The sequence below is a fragment of the Chryseobacterium camelliae genome, from assembly GCF_030818575.1.
Lineage (GTDB): Bacteria > Bacteroidota > Bacteroidia > Flavobacteriales > Weeksellaceae > Chryseobacterium > Chryseobacterium camelliae_A.
The window spans coordinates 2,799,442-2,819,184 of sequence record NZ_JAUTAL010000001.1; the positions used below are offsets into that span (position 1 = coordinate 2,799,442).

Sequence of the window (19,743 nt, forward strand, 5' to 3'; positions counted from 1 at the left end):
TAAGCTATCATAGTAATTTAAGGAAAAGTATCATATCATTGATGCAATCGAAGAAAATAAGGTTCTTACCGATGTTTCTTTATGAATGATAATAACAGTGTTTTTCAGCAATAAGGCAGGAAACATCATCGATACGTCATCCTCCCTCTGATATTCATATCATCAGTCAGGGCTTCTGTAATTTCAGTATGGATTTTTTTAACGCTTCTTCACTCTCGAATTTCAGGGTAAATTTTTTTGTAGGGGTTTTGATTTCAATTTTCATATTTTAGTATGTGTTGTAATTCAAAGTATTGATGTCTGAAGATCTGTCACAAATAATACCATCTGTTTAACCGAATCCATAAAAAAACAAAATCCCCGGATATCTCCGGGGATCAAAAACTAATAACCATGAAAACTCAATTAAACATGAGAATCGGAGGCAAAGATATTGATTATTTCCTATGCGAAACAGGCCTTACAGAGGTTTTATGAATTTTTTATGATTATGATTCCCCGACTCTTAAGAAAATAATAAAAAATACGCTCCAGATACCCTATTTCTGGCACAACTTCTGATATACATAAAACCACACGCCTAAAATCATGAATTATGAATATGAAAATTAAAGTCGCATTCTGTACACAATGTCAAGGGTATTCTGCTGCAACTCCGGCAGAAAAAAAATATATTAATCATCCTGATATCATCGATCATTTCTTTTACCACGGAGAGCCATGGTTCACTTTGGATCATGATACATTTGAGGCCCTTAAAAACCTGGAGGATACCGAGGTGAAAATAATCAGTCTTCAGGAACATACAGAAAATGACCACAGGTATTGCATGTGCCACAAAAATACCATCACTACGTCTTCAGCTTCAGTAGCAGAAGAAGATTATATTGGATCTGATCCTGTTTCATGGTATGACCACCAGAGGATAGATGCCGATTATTATTTCACCGATCTTTATCATACATATAATACTTTTCATGGGATTGCCCCTATAAGAAACAACATGAGGCATCCGGGCCAGATGTCCCGGAACTTAAGAAAAGTTAAATAATGATGTAACACAATGATGTCTTTGTTCCCGTACCAAAAAACCTCAGCAAAACTGAGGTTTTTATTTATTCCTATGAAAGGTTGTATAAACTTACATCTGTTACGCGCTTTTGTCAGCAGGGAAACGTAAGAAAAAAGTAGTCCCCTGATTTTCCACACTTTCAAAATCAACATTTCCGCTGAGCTTTTTCATGATATTCTTCACAATAGAAAGCCCAACCCCACTACCGAGAAAAGACCGTGTATTGCCCATCCTCTGGAAAACTTTGAATACTTCTTCTTTTGACTGATAAGGAATTCCGATTCCATTATCAGATACAGTATATAAAATATGATTCCCGTCACGAACCGAGTCCACAGTGATTTCAGCATTATCTTTCTGAGAAGAATACTTAACCGCATTGGTGATGATATTCTGGAAAACCTGTGCAACCAGACTTTTTTCCCCGGTCACCGGATAAATATTAAGGACATTGATGGCTGCTTTCTCATTATAGGAAAGCTTAGCATCTGTACAGACCTTTTCAATGATCTCTGTAGGATCCACTGTCTCAAATATATACTCAGAATGTTTCAGCCGGCTCAGTCTTAAGACATTGGACATCATTCCGGACATATTATCAATCTCATTGAGGACATTCTGTATTTTTTTGATGTTGTATTCATCGGTATTATACCGGGCCATCATCTGTACATTCAGCTTCATCACCGTAAGGGGCGTTGCCAGGTCATGGGATATCGTATGGGAATAGCTGTCCAGCTCATCATTGATGCGGTTCAGTTCTGCATTAATCTTGGTAAGCTCATCATTCATCCTGCTGATATTGTGAAGCTGCTCCTGCATGGTATGGTTAACCAGATCTCTGATTTTGTTGATTCTCAGCCTATCTTTGCTGGACCAGTAATGAGACTTATCCGATATCTCCTCGTAAAATACCTGAAATGATTTCCTGGGTGAGTAAACCAGCTTCTGTTCATTATAGAAATTTAGCGTCTCGATTTCCTTTTTATCTTTGCCAGCCCAGGAAATATGATCTTTAAATTCCTGCCTGAACCACAGAAGAAGATGTCCGTTCTGCTTATTAATAAAAGATAAGGCTACACCACAGCAGTTTTTATCCAGACCCATTGAGTCGTGGTATGTTTTATAAAATGAATCGTCAAAGTAAGTCTTATCCTCAATATTCTGTACTGCCCACTGGTAGATTCTGAGAATGATATTGTCATTCGGGACTTTACCATAAGATTTCACTGTATTATCCGCAATGATGGCAAATCCATCCGTTTCTGAAACATTACGGATATTTCCCACATTATTGAAGAGTGAATCTTTAATAGTCGTGAATTTCAGAAGTTCTTTCTTGAGGTCATAACAGATTTTATTCAGCGCGGATTCATACCGGGACGCTTTTTTTGCCTGGTAAGAAGAATAGGCATTGGAAGCAATGAATGTGGCAATCTCCGCAAGAATACGATTGTCTAAATCAATATGCTTCGGTTGTGTGCTGTGACAGGTAACCAGTCCCCATAACTCATTATCGATAATAATAGAAACACTGAAGCTCGAAGAGATACCTCCGTTTTTAAGATATTCGATATGAATGGGAGAAATGGCCCTGATCCCGGAAAGGGTAAGATCCACGGTTTTTACCTGGCTGATAATCTTTACCGGCTCAGCATTGATATCACTGAGGATCCTCTTATGATTTTTCAGATATAAAGCCCTTGCTTGTTTTGGAATATCACTTTCAGGATAATGCAGGTGCATATAGCTCTCCATTGCAGCAAGCTTCTCTTCAGCGACTACTTTCCCGCTGCCGTCGCTGTTAAATTTATAAACCATCACCCGGTCGTAATCGGTGATCTGGCAGATATTTTTCACCAGTGCTCTCCAGATATCCTTGCCTTTTTTAAGAGAGGGCAGATTTTTAATCCCCTTAAGAAGGGAACTGTTGGACAGACCATTTAAGAGGCATTTTTCTAGCTCTATAAATATGGTATCTTTATATTTATATACACTGATATGATATTCTCTGCCACTAATTTCAATCTTGTCGCTGTTCTTAATTTCTTCCTTACTGTTTCGGTCAACATCATAAAACTGCGGACTGCTTACAATAGAGGAGAAACAGGCCAAGTCATAAATATTCTTCTGTAAAACGCTTTTGTCCACCGGAAAAAGCTCCGATATGTTTTCACTGTAAAAATCAATAATTTTGCTTTCTGAATTGATTCCGATCAGGTAACCGAAATCCTGTATGAAGCCAGGGTTATAAATTTCTATTTCATTGCAATTGGTAATATTCATTCTGATAAATGAGTGTTAAATCTTTCTAACCGGTCTATACATAGGCGAAATTCAGAACTATTTACAGGAGTTAAAATTGGTGTAAAAGTAAGCTAATATTCTTATCTAAAAAAATAATTATTATTAACTTTTGAAACATGATATAAGAATAATATTAAAAAATAACACCCATTATATGTATTGCATATTTTAATAGTCGTATTGGTATAATATATTATCCTATTAATAAATAAATATTTTATTGTTAAACAGGCATATATTTTGGTTAAATAAAGCAATAACTAAAATATTTTTTATGAAATATCATGAAGCAGTAGCGCATAAAAAAGAATCCATACAAAATGCGCATGAGTCTATAATCAGAGATTATCATATTATTATTGTTCCGGCCAATACAGATGAGAGCAAGAAATACATTGAAGATTTTTCAAAAAATCCTGAGGCGTATGATGATGCAAGCTGTAAAAAATACTGTACAGATGATAATTACGAGGTAGTAAGTTTCAGAAAGGAAACGGAAGATTCCAACTAGGAATCATATGAGATTTACCTTTTTGATATAAATCCCTTGAAAGAAAGGTTTGTACAGTATAAAAAAACAATCCCCGGCATTTGCGGGGACAAATTAATCGGAGGTCGATTAACAAAATAGTAATTATATTAAAGTATCTGGTGTGATCTGATTTTAGCAAACATCGTGCCTCAGGCCCCACTGATAAAGAAATTAATTGCGTACGCTTTATTTAGAATGATACATAATTATAAAAATCTATCATATGTCACAAAAGACGTTTACTATAGAGGACTTTATCAAGAATAACAGTAATGAATATTAGATTGAATATCGAATAGGTGAAATAGGTATAGGAGCCAATCTCATTGTTGAAAAGAAAAATCAACAAGGATAATATGAAGTTATACAACCTGAAATGACAAGAGTTGATGACAGTATGTTTATCCGATGGAGTGAGCCTTTTGACGGCAGGCTGATCTTTGAAAACTGATTTACCTGCCAAAAATAAACTTCCCGCTGAGCGGGAAGTTTTGTTGTTAAGAAAATAAAGATGAAAATATAAATGGATTGATTCTGTATCAAAGATATTACATCTATAAAACTGAACATATGATTCAAATCATAGAATGCCTTTATGGTGTGCTGATTAACAGACAAAAACATCTCTAAAAGCAAAATAAATACCTATTGATAATCTTTACTTACAACCAAAAAAAAGGATCTTCATAAAGAAGACCCCAAAAACACAAATGATGAAAAAAAAATTTTTTATACAGAAGTAAATTATCTATTTATCTATCAATTAATTCTTTAACAAAGATAATAAAGAAGATACCACAATTTTATGACCATGGTCATAACGGTGTAAAATTTTTATTTTTACAGCCCTGATATCAGAATATACAATAACAGAAACTCCTCTTTCGAGGAGTTGATCATAAGGGATATGTTGGAATCTAAAAATGTTATCTTGTACCGGATTCTGAAGAAGTAGGAGCAGAATTTGCAGCATTGGTTGTGCTGTTTTGAGTAGCTCTCCCGTTCTGTGCACCTTGTCCTTGTGTTCCCTCCTGAGTACCCTGTGAACCTTGAGGAGATGTATTATTTTGATTCATACTGCTATCCCTTACTGTTGCTGTGGTGTCCATTGGCATAGTATTCATTGTTCCTGCGGAATCAGACATTGTTCCCGTGCTCGTAGAATCGCTAATTGTATGGTTATCATTCTCCACTTCCTGCTTTTTGCAGCTTACAGCAAACAGACCCGCTGCCGCCATTATTAACACTAACTTTTTCATATAATAATTTTAAGTGATTATTGACTGTTTGATTTTTAACGTTATTTCAAAATTATAACCTATAATTTTACCGTAATATGTTTGAAATCATAAGCCTGAATGAAAAAATGAGTTATTATAAAAATGGTCTCCATTTTCAGGAGACCGTAAAACACAAATGATGAAAAAAAAACTATTCAGAAGTCCTGAATAGAACTTGTAAGGCTTAGCAGCCGTTGTATAAGATGACTGCCGTACATATAGAATGACACCGGCAGAAGGATGACCATATTTTTTAATTCGAAAGTGCTAATATAAAAATTTTATCAACAATTTGTTGTCATATTGCCTTATTCTGCCCAGGCAATCGGAATGTAAATGGTGATATATCCTTCAGAATCTACCTGTTCATCGGATACTGTCCCTGTTACCGAGCCATAACCTACCCATCCGCCCTGTCCCTGCTGGGCCGTAAAAGTATAGGTACCTGCCGGAATCCCGTCCATATAAACCGGTAATGCCTGTAATCCTCCACCAGCATAGGTATCATAAGATTCTGCTGTTTGGATATTTGTTGCAGTAAAGCTTCCTACATCATAGCTTCCTGAGAGTGTTTTGACACCACTTTGCGTCATCATGCCATACCGTATCTGATAAGTTTTGGTTTTAGACGTATTAGCAGGCTTTGGAGCAGGCTTATGTACAGGATGATCAGCCCAATCACGATCGGAAGTACATTCTCCCATACAACCTAGTATCCCGGCAACAGCCAGAAATTTAAAAATTTGATTTTTCATATAATATTATTTTTTGGTTTTTTAAAAATAATCAATTACACTATATCAGATTAAAATAAATCTTTAATTTAATGTTATATTAGTGAGCCATAGATCTAAAGGGTGAAATCAGAGAAATATCATAATGATTTGCTTTAGATGATCTTATCCAATTTAACATTTAATTAACTCATGTTTGGCTTCATTATTGAAATTCTTAAGTATGGACTATATGCGCTAGCAATTATTCCTTTTTAAAAAATTTGAATTATGAAACGTATAATGCTCACAGGGCTAGTATCAGTATTTTTGCTGACAGCCTGTAAAAAAGACGATCAGATTGCTGAAAAATCTCTGGAACAGCAAAAAATTGAGTTTCAGATGAGGCAGCTTGAAATAGAAAAACAGAAACTGGCGATAGAAAAAGAAAAAATGGCGTATGAAACGCAGAAAAAAGTAGACAGTATTGCTGAAGTTCAGAGAGCTAAAACTGCTGCAGCAGCCACTTCTTCTCCAAAAGTCATCAGAGAAACCAGAACTGTTTACCGTGACAGAAACTACAATTCCGGATCAAATGGATCGTATGCCAATAACGGAAGCAGTGCTTCCCAAGGAACTACGCAAAAGAGAGGGATGAGTAAAGCGGCTAAAGGAACCATCATCGGTACTGTAGGTGGTGCAGCAGCCGGAGCCCTTATCAGCAGAAAGAACAGAGGTCTGGGTGCTGTAATTGGCGGAGTCGTGGGTGGAGCTACGGGATATACTATCGGTAGGTCACAGGACAGAAAAGATGGACGGGTAACACCCAGAAACTAACATTTCACATAAATCATTAAAAGATTGCTTATTTTTAAGCAATCTTTTTTTATGGCTCTACTTATTCTTTCCTGCATGCTGATTCTCCCGGTCCTTATGGGCCTTGGCCACGCCATACAACATTATCTTCAATGCACGTTATCACAAGGGATAGCAGCAAAAATAAGCTTGGGAATAGCAGGAATCAGTTTGATATGGACAGTTGCCGCATTTTTTGTTCCGTTAAATAGTTATACTGAAATACCGGTTATCGCATTGGGATTGTTTTTCTTCTTTAAAGAAAAGCTTTATATAGAATGGTATCACCTGCCCAAAAAAGATAGCCTTCTTTTAAGCATAATCACGCTTATCATCCTGTTCAGCAGTTCCTTTTATCCTTTCATCCTTGATCATTTCGGCTATTATGTCCCTACAATTCAATGGCTTCAAAATTACGGACTCGTTAAGGGAATTTCCAATCTGGATTTAATCCTTGGTCAAATGTCGGTCTGGCATATCTTCCAGGCAGGTTTTTCAGGGATTGCAGATCCATTTTTAAGAATGAACTCGGTACTGCTTATTATCTATGCACTTTATAGTATCGAAAAGAAAAGCTGGATACAGCTTTGCCTGATCCCGTTTCTTCTGCTGTTCATCCAATCTCCCAGTCCGGACCTGCCTGTACTGGTATTTTCACTGATTGTCCTGAATGAAATCCTGAATGGAAACAAAAATTTAGCAGTCCTTTTCGGATTTTCGGTATGGGTTTTCACCATAAAACCAACCATGATCTGGCTTCCGGTACTGACTTTTCTTTATTCGGTATTCATCCTCAAGGCCTCCTACAGGAAACTGATCTTCGGAATTGGTATTATGGTCCTGTTTTTCGTTAAAAACATCTGGACATTCGGATATCCTGTATTTCCACTTGCATTCGCAGATTTTGGAACAGCCTGGAAGCCGGATCCTGAAGTATTGAAACTGTCCTCACAATATGCAACGCAGAAAACCTATGACATGCAGTATTCTTACAGGTCTATCCGGCAGTTCTCAGTGACAGAATCCATAAGCCGCTGGCTTTTCCTTAAAGGGATCAAATCTGTCATTCATATCTTGTTCGTGATGACACTGATCTTACTTATAGTTTATACAGCAATCAGAAAAAAGATTTTGATCACCCTGATCTGCATTGCTGTTATTGTCAAATGTATTCTTATCATTTTATTTTCCGCACAATACCGTTTTTTTATTGATGTATTTTTTGTCGTATTTTTCATTCTGTGCAGAGGATATGTCAGCAAAAAAGCTTCTGTCAGAATATGTCTGTTATTAAGTATAGGTTTATTGGGTTGTCTTACTTTCCCGTCGGCACTTCAGTCCGTAGTTCCCAGTTTCAGGCCAGGAAGCTTTATGGGAAATTTTGAAAAAGAACAGCTGTATCGTCCGTCCGTTTATCATTACAACAGGTTCAGATCCTTTAAGGTTGGCAACCTCTCTTTTCATGTATCTGAAAAATATCCTTTTAATTTCGACACTCCCCTTCCCGCCATTTCAGAAAGCTATATTTTTGAATATGCACGGGCAGATGTATTTCCTCAGTTAAAAGATGGCAAAGACATCCGGAAAGGATTTACACATCAAAAACTCACTGAAGAAGAACAACTTCAGGTAAAGCAGGTTATGCACATCATCGAAAAAAGCTATCGGTAGGTACCTCCTTTCGCTTCGTTAAAAAAAAGCTGTAAATTTGTACCTATGTTGAATACTTTAGGCAATCTTCTCAGTCTTACCACATTTGGGGAAAGTCATGGGCCGGCTTATGGCGGCATCATCAATAATTTCCCGGCCGGGCTGGAGATAGATCAGGATCAGATCCAGTATGAGCTGGACCGCAGAAAACCAGGGCAGTCTGCTATTGTTACCCAGAGAAAAGAAAGTGATACCGTAAGGTTTCTTTCCGGTATATTTGACGGAAAAACCACCGGTACCCCGATAGGGTTTATCATCGAAAATGAAAATCAAAAATCAAAAGATTACGATCATATTGCACAGTCCTACCGCCCGAGCCATGCGGATTTCACTTATGACAGGAAATTCGGGATCAGGGATTACCGAGGTGGCGGAAAGTCTTCTGCCCGCGAGACCATAAACTGGGTAGTAGCAGGTGCATTGGCAAAACAACTTTTAAAGACTGTTGAAATCAATGCCTATGTTTCTTCCGTTGGTGATATTTTCTGTGAAAAGCCCTACCAGGCTCTGGACTTTTCTCTCACGGAGACCAATGAAGTCCGTTGCCCCGATGCGGAAACTGCAGAAAAAATGATTGCCCGAATCAAGGAAATCAAAAAAGAGGGCAATACCATCGGAGGTACAATTACTTGTGTTATTAAAAACGTTCCTGCCGGCATTGGGGAACCTGTTTTCTCAAAACTCCAGGCTGAACTGGCCAAAGCCATGCTAAATATTAATGCCTGCAAAGGATTTGAATACGGAAGTGGATTCTGCGGCGCAAAAATGACCGGAAAAGAGCATAACGACCTTTTCAATACTGATTTTACGACTCAGTCTAACCTTTCAGGAGGAATCCAGGGCGGAATCTCAAATGGAATGGACATTTATTTCCGGGTAGCATTCAAACCTGTAGCTACTATCCTCCGGCCCCAGGAAAGTGTTGACCGTGATGGTAATGCTGTAACGGTAGAAGGTAAAGGAAGGCATGACCCATGTGTCCTGCCACGGGCTGTACCGGTAGTGGAAAGCCTTGCTGCTTTCGTTCTTGCCGATCTGTACCTGATCGATAAAACAAGAAATATCAACCATTATTAAATATTTTTTTAGGTAATGAAAAATTACTGGGACAGCGCCATTACATTTGAAGAGTATGTGGCCATAGGAAAACAGAGGCTGGAGTATCCCGGCAATGAAAAAGACCTGGAATATAAGCCGTATTATGAATTGGGGCTTCAGAGGATTGAAAGGACACTAAAGAAATACATTCCGGACCCGGACCAGATCGCTGAACTTGAAGGCAAGCAGTTTAAAGGAAAGATACTGATTATCTCTGAAGTATGGTGCGGCGATGCCAGCGCCACAGTCCCCGCACTGGTAAAATTCTTTGAAGGCCATAATGAAGTTAAAATTTTCCTCAGGGATTCCGATAAAAGTCTGATCAACCAGTTCCTTACCAATGGTACGGAATCTATCCCGAAAGTGATCATCCTGAATGAAAACGATGAAGTAAAAGCTTCCTGGGGTCCAAGACCGGCTTACGGAAGGGAGCTACTGATGAAGCATAAAGCTGATCCTGAAAACTATCCTAAAGAACATTTTTACAATGACCTGCAGATCTACTATGCTAAGAACAGAGGCAAAGATGCGGTGCAGGAAATTCTGGAACTGCTATGAAAAAAGGAATCATCTATATTGTCATTATACTACTGATTGCGGGTATCGTACTGATAACGGGAGTGAAAAGCTTTCTTCAGGAACAGTTTTTTCCTGTAGCAACAATTGAAAATGCAGTGACCATTCCTGCCGAAGACTATGATATAGAGCTGCAGGGCATCAATGTGCCGGACAGCAATCTTAAGAACTTTAAAGATAAAACGGTTTTCCTCAATTTCTGGGGAACATGGTGTCCGCCATGCCGGAAAGAGTGGCCTACCATCCAGAAGCTATACGAAGGCAGAAAGGACAAGGTAGACTTCGTATTGATTGCGATGAATGATCAGGAAGACGCCGTAAAAAAATTCCTGAAGGAAAACAACTATTCTGTTCCTGTATATATTGCCCAGAGCCCGATCTCTGAAAAGCTGTTGCCAAAGGTTTTCCCTACTACGTACTTACTGGGGAAAAACGGCAGGATACTGATGAAAGAAGATGCTTCAAAAGACTGGAATACAGAGTCTGTACACCGGTTTATAGATACGGTAACCCAATAAGATTTAACTAAATTTTATACTTATTTGGTACAGAATTTGCGAAATTTCTGAATCTAAATCCGTTTTAAACCAAAGACAAAATGAAGTATTCTAAACTGAGCCTTGCTAAGGAGGCTATTAACCATAAAGGATTTGTCAGAAAGATACCTGACATTTTCAGAATGATCAATATGTGGAGAAAAGGACTTTATCCTATCAGATCCATAGACATGATCCTGCCACTGCTGGGATTATTGTATGTGATCTCTCCTATCGATCTTCTTCCGGAGGTAGCAATACCGGTGCTTGGGGTAATGGATGACCTGGCCGTTTTATCACTCACCATCCCTAAGCTCATTAAAGAAGTCGATAAATTTTTGCTGTGGGAAGCTGAGCAGAAATATTCCTCTTCCCCAACCAAGGTCATTGATGCCGAAATTATAAAATAAAGCGACAGACATTATAAAGCCATTCCTTACGGAATGGTTTTTTTGGACACTGACATTGTTTGAATGTTTTTTGTAAGGTGGGATATACCATCACAAACCTTTAGGGCAGATTTCCCTATTCACTTTCAAATCCTTAAATTTGCAACATCTAATAATAAATAATGGAAAGTAAAAAAGATTTCTTTTTAGAATGCTACAAACTCGGTATCATCAAGTTTGGGAGATTCACCCTTAAAAGCGGTATAGAAAGTCCGTTTTATGTGGATTTAAGACCCCTTGCTTCTGATCCTAAAATCCTTAAAAACCTGGCCAATTATCTTCTGGACATGCTTCCGCTGGATAATTTCGACCTGATCTGCGGTGTTCCTTACGCGGCGCTTCCAATGGCAACAGCGATGTCACTGGAAAGCTATATCCCGCTGATCATCAAGAGAAAGGAAGCTAAAGAATACGGGACTAAAAAGATGATCGAAGGCATTTATCAGAAAGGGCATAACTGCCTGTTGGTAGAAGATGTCATTACTTCCGGAAAATCCCTTTTGGAAACCATTGCGGAAATTGAGCAGGAAGACCTTAAAGTAGCGGATATCGTAGTGGTTCTGGACCGTGAGCAGGGTGGAAAGCAGCTTCTGGAAAGCAAGGGTTACCGTGTACATACCTTATTCAGCATATCAGAAGTATGCTCTATCCTTAAGGATGCCGGCAAGCTTGCTGATGATGAGGTGCAGAGGATACAGGATTTCCTTAAAGGTAACCATGTTCAGTTCAAAGAAGAGCACCGCCTGTCTTATGAAAGTAAACTGAAATGTGCACAGCATTCCGTTTCTAAAAAATTATTGGAAATTGCATTAGCCAAAAAATCCAACCTGATTGCCTCGGCAGATGTTACCACAACACAGGAATTGCTGGACCTGGCTGAAAAAACAGGGCCGCACATTATCGCCCTTAAAACCCATATCGATATCATCTCCGATTTCGACTATGAAAAGACTATCCTTCCACTGAAGGAACTTGCTCTTAAACATCAGTTCTTACTGATGGAAGACCGTAAATTTGCAGATATCGGAAACACGCAGGAACTTCAATTTACCAGCGGTGTCTTTAAAATCACGGACTGGGCAGACTTTGTGACTTCACAGGTAATCGGAGGCTTTGAGTCCCTGGACTGCTTCAGAAATGTAGGCGTTGTAGCCATCGTCGGAATGTCATCCAAAGGTACGCTTACCACCAACAGCTACCGTGAAGAAGCCCTGAAGATTGCCTTATCGCATCCAAATGTTATCGGTGCTGTTTCCCAGCACAAAGTTCCGGAAGATATCCTTCTGTTTACACCCGGAGTTAACCTTGCCGATTCCGGAGACGGAAAGGGACAACAGTACAATACTCCCCAGCATGTATTCAAAACACTTCACACTGATTTCATTATTGTAGGAAGAGGTATTTATAAAGCTGAAGATGCCGAAAAAGCCGCCCTGACCTATAAAAATGAAGGGTGGAATGCCTATTTGCAGTCATTGGAAAAAAATCCCGCAGAAGTGTAATTTTTTTCTTAATTTCTTTAAAATAAGTTATATTTGACACTTTATCAGGATATTGAAAAAGGTTAGTATAAGTCTTATTTTGCTTTTGGGTGTTGCAGAGGTATCTGCACAGAAAGACAGCATTGCTGTGGAAGCCAGGCTCGCTCCGGACAGGAAAACAATGAGTATTGATCAGAAGATTGTCTATTACAATCATTCCGGAAAACCATTGGATTCTGTTAAGCTGCTGAACTGGGTCGCTGCATACCAAAAGAGAAATACTTCTTTGGTATACCGTAAACTGGAAGACCGGAATAATGACCTACATTTTGCCCGCAAGGAACAGTTGGGACAGGTTTCAGATCTGAGCATTTCAGAAGCTTCAGGTCATTCCCTTCCTGTCAACAGCCCTGCCGGTGAAAATATTTTCCTCGTGCTGCCCCAGCCTTTGGAGCCCGGTAAACCCATCACATTACACCTGCAATATCAGTTGCAGCTTCCTGATAGACGATTCACAGGCTACGGAACTTCAGATCATGATATTGCCTTAAAATATTTTTTTATTGTCCCGGATCATTTTGATCCGGACAATAATTTCAGACGGGATTATTATGACATTGAAGAGGCCGTAAGTTTCAATACCTTCTGGACCGTAAGTTTTGAGCTCCCCTCAGGCAACCGTGCCAAAAGTAATCTCCCAGAAGCATCGGCCAACTTATTCCGGGGCTATCTGGATTCAGATCCGGAGTTTCTCATTTCAGATCAGGACTACCCTTCCATCAGCATCAGTAAAGATGATATCCACACCGAAGTTCAGTTCGGATATCCTTTGAAACCTGAAGAAAAGCAGAACCTTGAATTTTTCCTTCCTTTACAGCTTGCTTTCATTAAAGAAAGAACAGGCAATATTCCTGAAAAACTTTTTATTTCGGATAAATTCAGGAGTAAAGAAGATTTTTTCGGCAATAATGATATTTCTTTCTGGAAATTCAAGTTCAGGCTGTTTACCAACGCAGAAAAAACAGACCAGGATTATTTTGGGATCATGGCTAAGAAAATCCTGGATGAAACAGTGATTACCGACAAACAAAAAGACCACTGGCTTAAAAACGGACTGAAATCCTACCTGGAAATGCAGTATCTTAAAAAGTTTTATCCGGAGACCAAAATTCTGGGGGCCTTACCGGAAACTAAAATTTTAGGGTTTAAGCCTTTAAAACTTTTCCATGCCTCCCATGTGAAGCTTACAGAACGTTACGGGCTCGCTTACCAATACATCATGTCTCAGAACCTGGACCAGAAGATAAAGCAGGAATACACTTTACTGAGCAACTTCAATGATATGGCGATCAGCAGCTTCGAAACCGGCACACTGTTCAGCTATACGGCAGATAAAATGGGCTATGAAACATTCAATGCCATCGTCAGGAATTATATCAGGGACAATACAGACCGGCAGGCGGCCCCGGAAGAATTACTGAAGCAAATTTCAGCGGAAGATCCAACCAGCACTTACCTGTCTGATTTCATGGATAGGAAGCACCGGGTTAATTTTAAGTTGAAAAGATTCAGGAAAGAGGATGATTCCCTGCTGATCAAAATATCCAAAAATACGGATGCAGCGATTCCGGTAAAGCTACAGACCGAAAACCGTACGGGAGAAACAAAAGGATACTGGACGGAGACAGGTGACGGCAGAGTAAAGATGACTTCCGTACCTTCTGCTGACGTATACAAGATCACCCTCAATGATGATTATATCTTCCCGGAATCCACGTTCAGAGATAATTTTCTGTACACCAAAGGAATTTTTTCCAATACCCGGAAGATCAAGATTAAATTCATAAAGGATATTCCCAATCCGGAATTCAACGAAATTTATATTAGTCCCAGGGTTCGTTTCAGCAATACTTATGACAAATTCCTGATCGGGATGAATTTTAAGAACCAGTCTCTTTTTGATCAGAAATTCCTGTATTCCGTTACCCCAACTTACAGTACCGGAACCGGGAAACTTACCGGATCAGGAGGGGTGTCTTATTCTTTCCTCCCAGCGGAAAGTGCTATACGCAGTCTGACGTTTGGCGTTTCGGGTTCATATTTTCATTATGACTATGAATTGGCATACCGTAAAGCAACCGTCTATTCAAGTATTAATTTCCAGAAAAACCCAAGAAGTACCGTTAGCCGGGGCATTGGAATTTCATACAATTACCTTGAAAGGGACCTGAGCCCTGCCATGATCGCGAGAAATGATTACGGCAAATATAACTTATGGAGTGCCGGTTATGCGTATACCGACAACCAGATGATCCATGAGAAAAGCCTGAGCGTAAGTACACAATGGATGGAAGATTTCCACAAAGTAAGTGCAGAAGGATTCTACCGCTGGGAATTTGCACCGAGACAAAAACTGAGCCTGAGGCTGTTTGCCGGATACTTCATTAAAAACGAAACCCGAAACAATACTTTCAACTACGGAATATCCAGGGTATCCAATTATGCATTTTCATATACTTTACTGGGTGAAAGTGCAACAAGCGGAATCCTTTCCCAACAGTTCATCCTGGCCGACGGGGGATTCAAATCATTTATTCCAAGCACGGTCAACCAATGGATTACTTCATTCAACGTGGATTCAAGTGTATGGAAAATATTCCATGTCTATGCGGATGCTGGAATGTATAAAAACAAAAACCAGCCGGCTAAGTTCATCTGGGATACCGGAGTGAAAGTACGTATCATTCCGGACTTCCTAGAAATTTATTTTCCCGTACAGTCATCCCTCGGTTTTGAACCTTCATTCAAAGACTATGCACGCAGAATCAGATATACACTGGTGCTGAACTTAGGCTCTGTCATCAATGCCGCGAGGCGGGGCTGGTACTAAGACTCTTTCACAACAAATGAAAAGAGCCATTCTTTAGAACGGCTCCCATTTTTTATCCTCTGTTTGATATCAGATCTTTTAGTCTACTAAAATTTTCTGAGAAACCGGCTCGTTATTTATAGTACCCGTAACAATATAGTTTCCTTTTGCAAGTCCGGCAATACTTAAAGCCTGATTTTCTTTTACCGAAGCTGTCTTCACCACCTGTCCGAACATATTGAAAATCTTAACATCTTTAGCCTGAGCGCCGAAAGTAAGGGTTTCATCCTTAACAAAGGTGTTCTTAATTAATCTGTATTTAGATTCCGTAACTTCTCCTACAGCTAAAGTTCCTGTTGTTAATGAAAAATCATCGAATGTGGCATTGGAATTATTGTAAGCTCTTACATGAAGCTGTAATCTGGTAGCATTAGCAGGAACCGTAAAAGTAACTACCTTCTGTTGCCATGTTCCGTCTTTAGGAAGGTACTGATTATTATTTCTTAACGGATCACTAGAAGCATCTGTAGCAAGATTGATAACTCCATCAGAAGCATCCAAAAAACTACTCCAAAGCCTTGCCCCAGTACCGGAACCACTCACTTTGAACCAGAAACTTAATGTGTATTGTACACCTGCCGTCACATTAATATTCTGGAAAAAACCAGTTGTTGCAGTAGCATTGTAGTTGGCACCATAAGTACCCGTATGAGCATCAGATACAACTGTAGGAGCAGTATAAGAAGTGTTCCAGCCGGCTGCCCAAGGAGCTAATGTCCCTGTTTCAAAACCTGGGTTCTGAACCAGGTTCTGAGCATTGGTAAAAAGCAATGAACCTGCAATACTCAATAATGTAAAGATCTTTTTCATAGTATATTTATTTAATTATTAATGATTTATACAACAAAATTAAGGCATTTTTTAAAGCCAAAACAATAAAGAGATTAATTTTATGTTAATAATACTGATGTCCTTATATCAACGATTTTTTAAGTATTTTTACGAATTATTTTAACAGGACTTGCGGGGTTACATTCTGATATTCGTTCTCTTCTTTACAGGCATATTTTTCAGTAATGCCCAGATCTTTTCATGGAAAAACCCCAACCTTCCGGAAGACTCCCTGAAACAAGACAGTATCCTTGCCGCAAGGCTTGAACAGGATATTTTTTCCAAAGATACCCTTGATTTTGTAAAGAAGAGCAACAGGATTGTCGTAGATGAAGCAGTACTGGCTAAAAATGATAAGAAAAGATTTCTCGGCGAGCTGAATTCCAAAGGATCTATTATCCGTGGGATTACATTCGGGAATAATCAGGGACAGTCGGTACAGAGTTCCATGGACCTCCAGATTTCCGGCCGCCTGTCTAAAGATGTGACCATCCTGGCAAGTATTTCAGACCATAACCTGCCCATCCAGGCAGACGGGTATACCCAGACGCTGGAAGAGTTTGACAAGATTTACATGCAGCTTAATATCAAGGACAAATCCATATTAAGAGCGGGGCACCTGGATCTGGTGGAAGCCAAAAATTATTTTGCCAAATACCAGCGGCGGAGCATGGGCCTAGAATTTCAGACTCAATTCGGGAAAGAAAACAAAACATTCGTAGACGTCTCTATGGGTGTGGCCCGAAGTGAATTTCACAGAGTCCGTTTCCAGGGGGTTGAGGGTAACCAGGGTCCTTACCGGCTTACCGGAAAAAATGGCGAACAATTCATTACGCTGATTTCAGGTTCCGAGCAGGTATTTATTGACGGTATACTTATGAAGCGCGGGGAAAACCAGGATTACGTCATCAATTACAATACCGGTGAGGTCACCTTCACCAGTTTCCGGCCAATTTTCCAGCAGAATTTCATTACGATCTCCTATAATTACACCAACAGGAATTATTCCAGGTACCTCTTTACCGGAAAGGTGGAACACACGCGGGAAAAACTGCGGCTGGGATTCAACTGGTTCATGGAAAATGACAATAAAAATGCTCCTTTGTCCCTGAACCTTTCTTCAGAAGATGAACAGATTCTGGCCAATGCAGGAAACAACCAGAACCTGATGTATGCTCCTTCGGGTGTGGTAACGCCTTATGATGTCAACAAAATCCTTTACCGACTTGTCCAGGATCCAAACGGTAATTATTATGAATTCTCTACCAATGCCAATGAAACTTTGTATCAGGTTTCCTTTACTTATTTCGGGGCCAACCTGGGAGACTATAAAATTACGCAGACCACCAATAACGGAAGGGTATTTCAGTATGCAGGGCCAAATGCAGGAGACTATAAAGCAGTAAGGAAACTTCCTTCCCCTCAGAAGTCACAAGTGTATTCATTTAATACGGAATACCTGCTGAAAGAGGGGAAGGTAGGCGCTGATATTTCACTGAGCAACTATGATATTAACCTTTTCTCGTCTAAAGATGCTGACCAGAATACAGGATATGCATACCGGGTCTTCGGGAATAAGACATTCAAAAAGAACAGCTGGAAGGGAACCCCAAGTTTTGAATATCAGTATATCAATCATCAGTTCCACATCCTGGACCGGATCAATGATGTGGAATTCTCAAGAGACTTCAACTTAACACAGGAGTTCAACCAGATCACTCAGAACAGGTTCATCTTCAGTTTCCTGAATAAATGGGGCACCACTGCATCCGCTAATTACAGGATCAACTACCTGGATGAAAAAGATTCTTATAAAGGAATCAAAAACGACCTGGACTTCAGCTGGCTGAAAAGCAAGTTCCTTACCAAGGGAAGCCTCTCCTACCTAAATACAAATTCCATAGTACAGGACACCAAGTTTATAAGAGGAGGCGTCTCTACGGAATATGGAGGTAAAAAAGGAAGCTGGGCGATCGGGGGAAGCATGGAGCACAATGAGAAGAAATACAATGACACCCAACTAATGGATGTTACCAGTTTCAGCTGGAAAGAGGTATTTGTACAGAAGAAAATCGGTGACAGTACCCGCACAAAACTCCTGGCCAAAGTATATATGCGGGATAATGATTCCGTACGGGACAACAGGCTCCAGAATATGAACAACATTCTCGGCTTCATGGCGGAAAGCCAGATCATCAAAACACAGAAAACCACCCTGAATGCTTTACTGCATTACAGGAAGTTCTTTTACCAGAATCAGGACGTGGACCTTTCAAGGAATAATGATTTTGTTGTCGGCAATATTCTTTACAACCAACAGCTTTTCCGGAATGGTATGCGCCTCCAGGCATTTTATGAACTCGGAAACGGTCAGGAAGCACAGCGGGAATTCCAGTACATCAAGGTAACAGACGGACAGGGAGTCTATAAATGGACGGATTACAACGGAGACGGCGTGCAGCAGCTGGACGAATTCGAGATTGCTGAATATTCGGATCTCGCCCAATACATAAGGATCTATACGAATTCAGTACGGTACATTCCATCGAACAAGAACAAAATACAGCTGGCCCTGTTCGTCAATCCGTCGGTAGTATTTAATTCTGAAAATGCATTTTTAAAACGCTGGAATTTCAATATTTCCCTGAATTCACAAAATTCATTTTACAAGAGGGATAAAGTATTGGTTCTGAATCCTTTTGAAAAAAACCAGGACCAGATCCTCAAAAACCAGAATATCCTCGCCTCGGTTCAGTTCAGTCCTACGGATAAGTCCGGATGGAACGGAAATTACCGCTTCATTGCCAATGACAACCTTATTAACGCCAACTTCAGCAATGAAGAAAGGCAGCAGACCTCGCAGTTCTTGAATATTGGGTATTGGTTCAACAAAGAGTTCAGGGTCGACTGGGAAAACTCCGTACATGCAATACAGAATTCATCTCAATTGTTTGCTACCCGGGATTTCAGGCTCAGCAATATTGAAACCAAGCCAAAAGCCACTTATAAATTCACCGATGCCATTCAGGCTGAGCTTTCTTCAGGATACCGCCAGAAGCAGCGTCTTGACGGGGAAGAATTCCTGAAAGCTTTTGATGTTACAGGAACCATACAATGGGAAAGAAGGAAAACTTCAATAAGGGGAAATTTCTCATTCATCAACAATGATTTTACAGGAAACAGCTTCAGCATTGTTGGAAACCAGATGCTGGACGGCCTGAAACCGGGAAGAAATGAAGTATGGAGTGTATTCATTCAGCAGGCCATCAATTCTTTCCTACAGCTGAACCTGAATTATGAAGGCAGGAATTCTGGGGACAGGACCATTCATATCGGGAGCATGCAGGTAAAGGCCAGTTTCTGATATTTTGTCC

Annotated in this window: 15 protein-coding genes; 11 read left to right on the forward strand and 4 right to left on the reverse strand. The window is 39.7% G+C overall.

What is annotated here, in order from left to right; genetic code table 11:
- Nucleotides 1–595: 595 nt before the first annotated feature.
- On the forward strand, nucleotides 596–1,051 hold the full coding sequence (locus tag QE404_RS12740; RefSeq protein WP_307451002.1) for a hypothetical protein: 456 nt from the start codon (nucleotides 596–598) through the stop codon (nucleotides 1,049–1,051).
- Between the two features lie 99 nt (nucleotides 1,052–1,150).
- On the opposite strand, the gene QE404_RS12745 is transcribed toward QE404_RS12740, so the two are convergent.
- The gene (locus QE404_RS12745; protein ID WP_307451004.1) at nucleotides 1,151–3,358 is read right to left on the reverse strand and encodes an ATP-binding protein; all 2,208 of its coding nucleotides are present in this window, start codon (nucleotides 3,356–3,358) and stop codon (nucleotides 1,151–1,153) included.
- Nucleotides 3,359–3,653: 295 nt separating this feature from the next.
- On the opposite strand from QE404_RS12745, the gene QE404_RS12750 reads away from it, so the two are divergent.
- Nucleotides 3,654–3,890, forward strand: a complete 237-nt coding sequence (locus QE404_RS12750; protein WP_307451005.1) for a hypothetical protein — start codon at nucleotides 3,654–3,656, stop codon at nucleotides 3,888–3,890.
- A 947-nt stretch (nucleotides 3,891–4,837) separates the two neighbouring features.
- Here QE404_RS12750 and QE404_RS12755 read toward each other — a convergent pair.
- Both QE404_RS12755 and QE404_RS12760 read right to left on the reverse strand, forming a co-directional pair.
- Nucleotides 4,838–5,170 (reverse strand): hypothetical protein, encoded by a 333-nt coding sequence (locus QE404_RS12755; protein ID WP_307451007.1) that lies wholly within the window; start codon nucleotides 5,168–5,170, stop codon nucleotides 4,838–4,840.
- A gap of 329 nt (nucleotides 5,171–5,499) precedes the next feature.
- Entirely contained in the window at nucleotides 5,500–5,946 is a 447-nt protein-coding gene (locus QE404_RS12760; RefSeq protein WP_307451009.1) for a hypothetical protein, read from the reverse strand.
- Between the two features lie 249 nt (nucleotides 5,947–6,195).
- Between QE404_RS12760 and QE404_RS12765 the strand changes: the two genes are divergently transcribed.
- The 8 genes from QE404_RS12765 to QE404_RS12800 all read left to right on the forward strand — a co-directional run bounded on the left by QE404_RS12765 (nucleotide 6,196) and on the right by QE404_RS12800 (nucleotide 15,499).
- Nucleotides 6,196–6,741, forward strand: a complete 546-nt coding sequence (locus tag QE404_RS12765) for a YMGG-like glycine zipper-containing protein (protein ID WP_307451012.1) — start codon at nucleotides 6,196–6,198, stop codon at nucleotides 6,739–6,741.
- A gap of 51 nt (nucleotides 6,742–6,792) precedes the next feature.
- Nucleotides 6,793–8,430, forward strand: a complete 1,638-nt coding sequence (locus tag QE404_RS12770) for an LIC_10190 family membrane protein (RefSeq protein WP_307451014.1) — start codon at nucleotides 6,793–6,795, stop codon at nucleotides 8,428–8,430.
- Nucleotides 8,431–8,475: 45 nt separating this feature from the next.
- Nucleotides 8,476–9,546, forward strand: coding sequence for a chorismate synthase (gene aroC / locus QE404_RS12775; RefSeq protein WP_307451016.1), 1,071 nt, complete (start codon nucleotides 8,476–8,478; stop codon nucleotides 9,544–9,546).
- Between the two features lie 15 nt (nucleotides 9,547–9,561).
- Nucleotides 9,562–10,125 carry a thioredoxin family protein gene (locus QE404_RS12780; protein ID WP_307451017.1) on the forward strand — a complete coding sequence of 188 codons (564 nt, stop codon included), beginning with the start codon at nucleotides 9,562–9,564 and terminating at the stop codon, nucleotides 10,123–10,125.
- A complete protein-coding gene (locus tag QE404_RS12785; protein WP_307451019.1) occupies nucleotides 10,122–10,661 on the forward strand; it encodes a TlpA family protein disulfide reductase in 540 nt (179 codons plus the stop codon). The genes QE404_RS12780 and QE404_RS12785 overlap by 4 nt, the downstream gene beginning before the upstream one ends.
- 80 nt (nucleotides 10,662–10,741) lie before the next feature.
- Complete coding sequence (locus QE404_RS12790; RefSeq protein WP_307451020.1) at nucleotides 10,742–11,089, forward strand: YkvA family protein; 348 nt, start codon at nucleotides 10,742–10,744, stop codon at nucleotides 11,087–11,089.
- 161 nt (nucleotides 11,090–11,250) lie between these two features.
- Entirely contained in the window at nucleotides 11,251–12,630 is a 1,380-nt protein-coding gene (gene pyrF / locus QE404_RS12795; RefSeq protein WP_307451023.1) for an orotidine-5'-phosphate decarboxylase, read from the forward strand.
- A gap of 52 nt (nucleotides 12,631–12,682) precedes the next feature.
- The gene (locus QE404_RS12800) at nucleotides 12,683–15,499 is read left to right on the forward strand and encodes an aminopeptidase (RefSeq protein WP_307453928.1); all 2,817 of its coding nucleotides are present in this window, start codon (nucleotides 12,683–12,685) and stop codon (nucleotides 15,497–15,499) included.
- 78 nt (nucleotides 15,500–15,577) lie between these two features.
- Here the strand turns inward: QE404_RS12800 and QE404_RS12805 are convergent, their stop codons facing one another.
- Nucleotides 15,578–16,348, reverse strand: a complete 771-nt coding sequence (locus QE404_RS12805) for a carbohydrate binding domain-containing protein (protein ID WP_307451026.1) — start codon at nucleotides 16,346–16,348, stop codon at nucleotides 15,578–15,580.
- Nucleotides 16,349–16,499: 151 nt separating this feature from the next.
- Here QE404_RS12805 and QE404_RS12810 point away from each other — a divergent pair, with 151 nt between their 5' ends.
- A complete protein-coding gene (locus tag QE404_RS12810; RefSeq protein WP_307451027.1) occupies nucleotides 16,500–19,733 on the forward strand; it encodes a hypothetical protein in 3,234 nt (1,077 codons plus the stop codon).
- The last annotated feature ends 10 nt before the right edge of the window (nucleotides 19,734–19,743 follow it).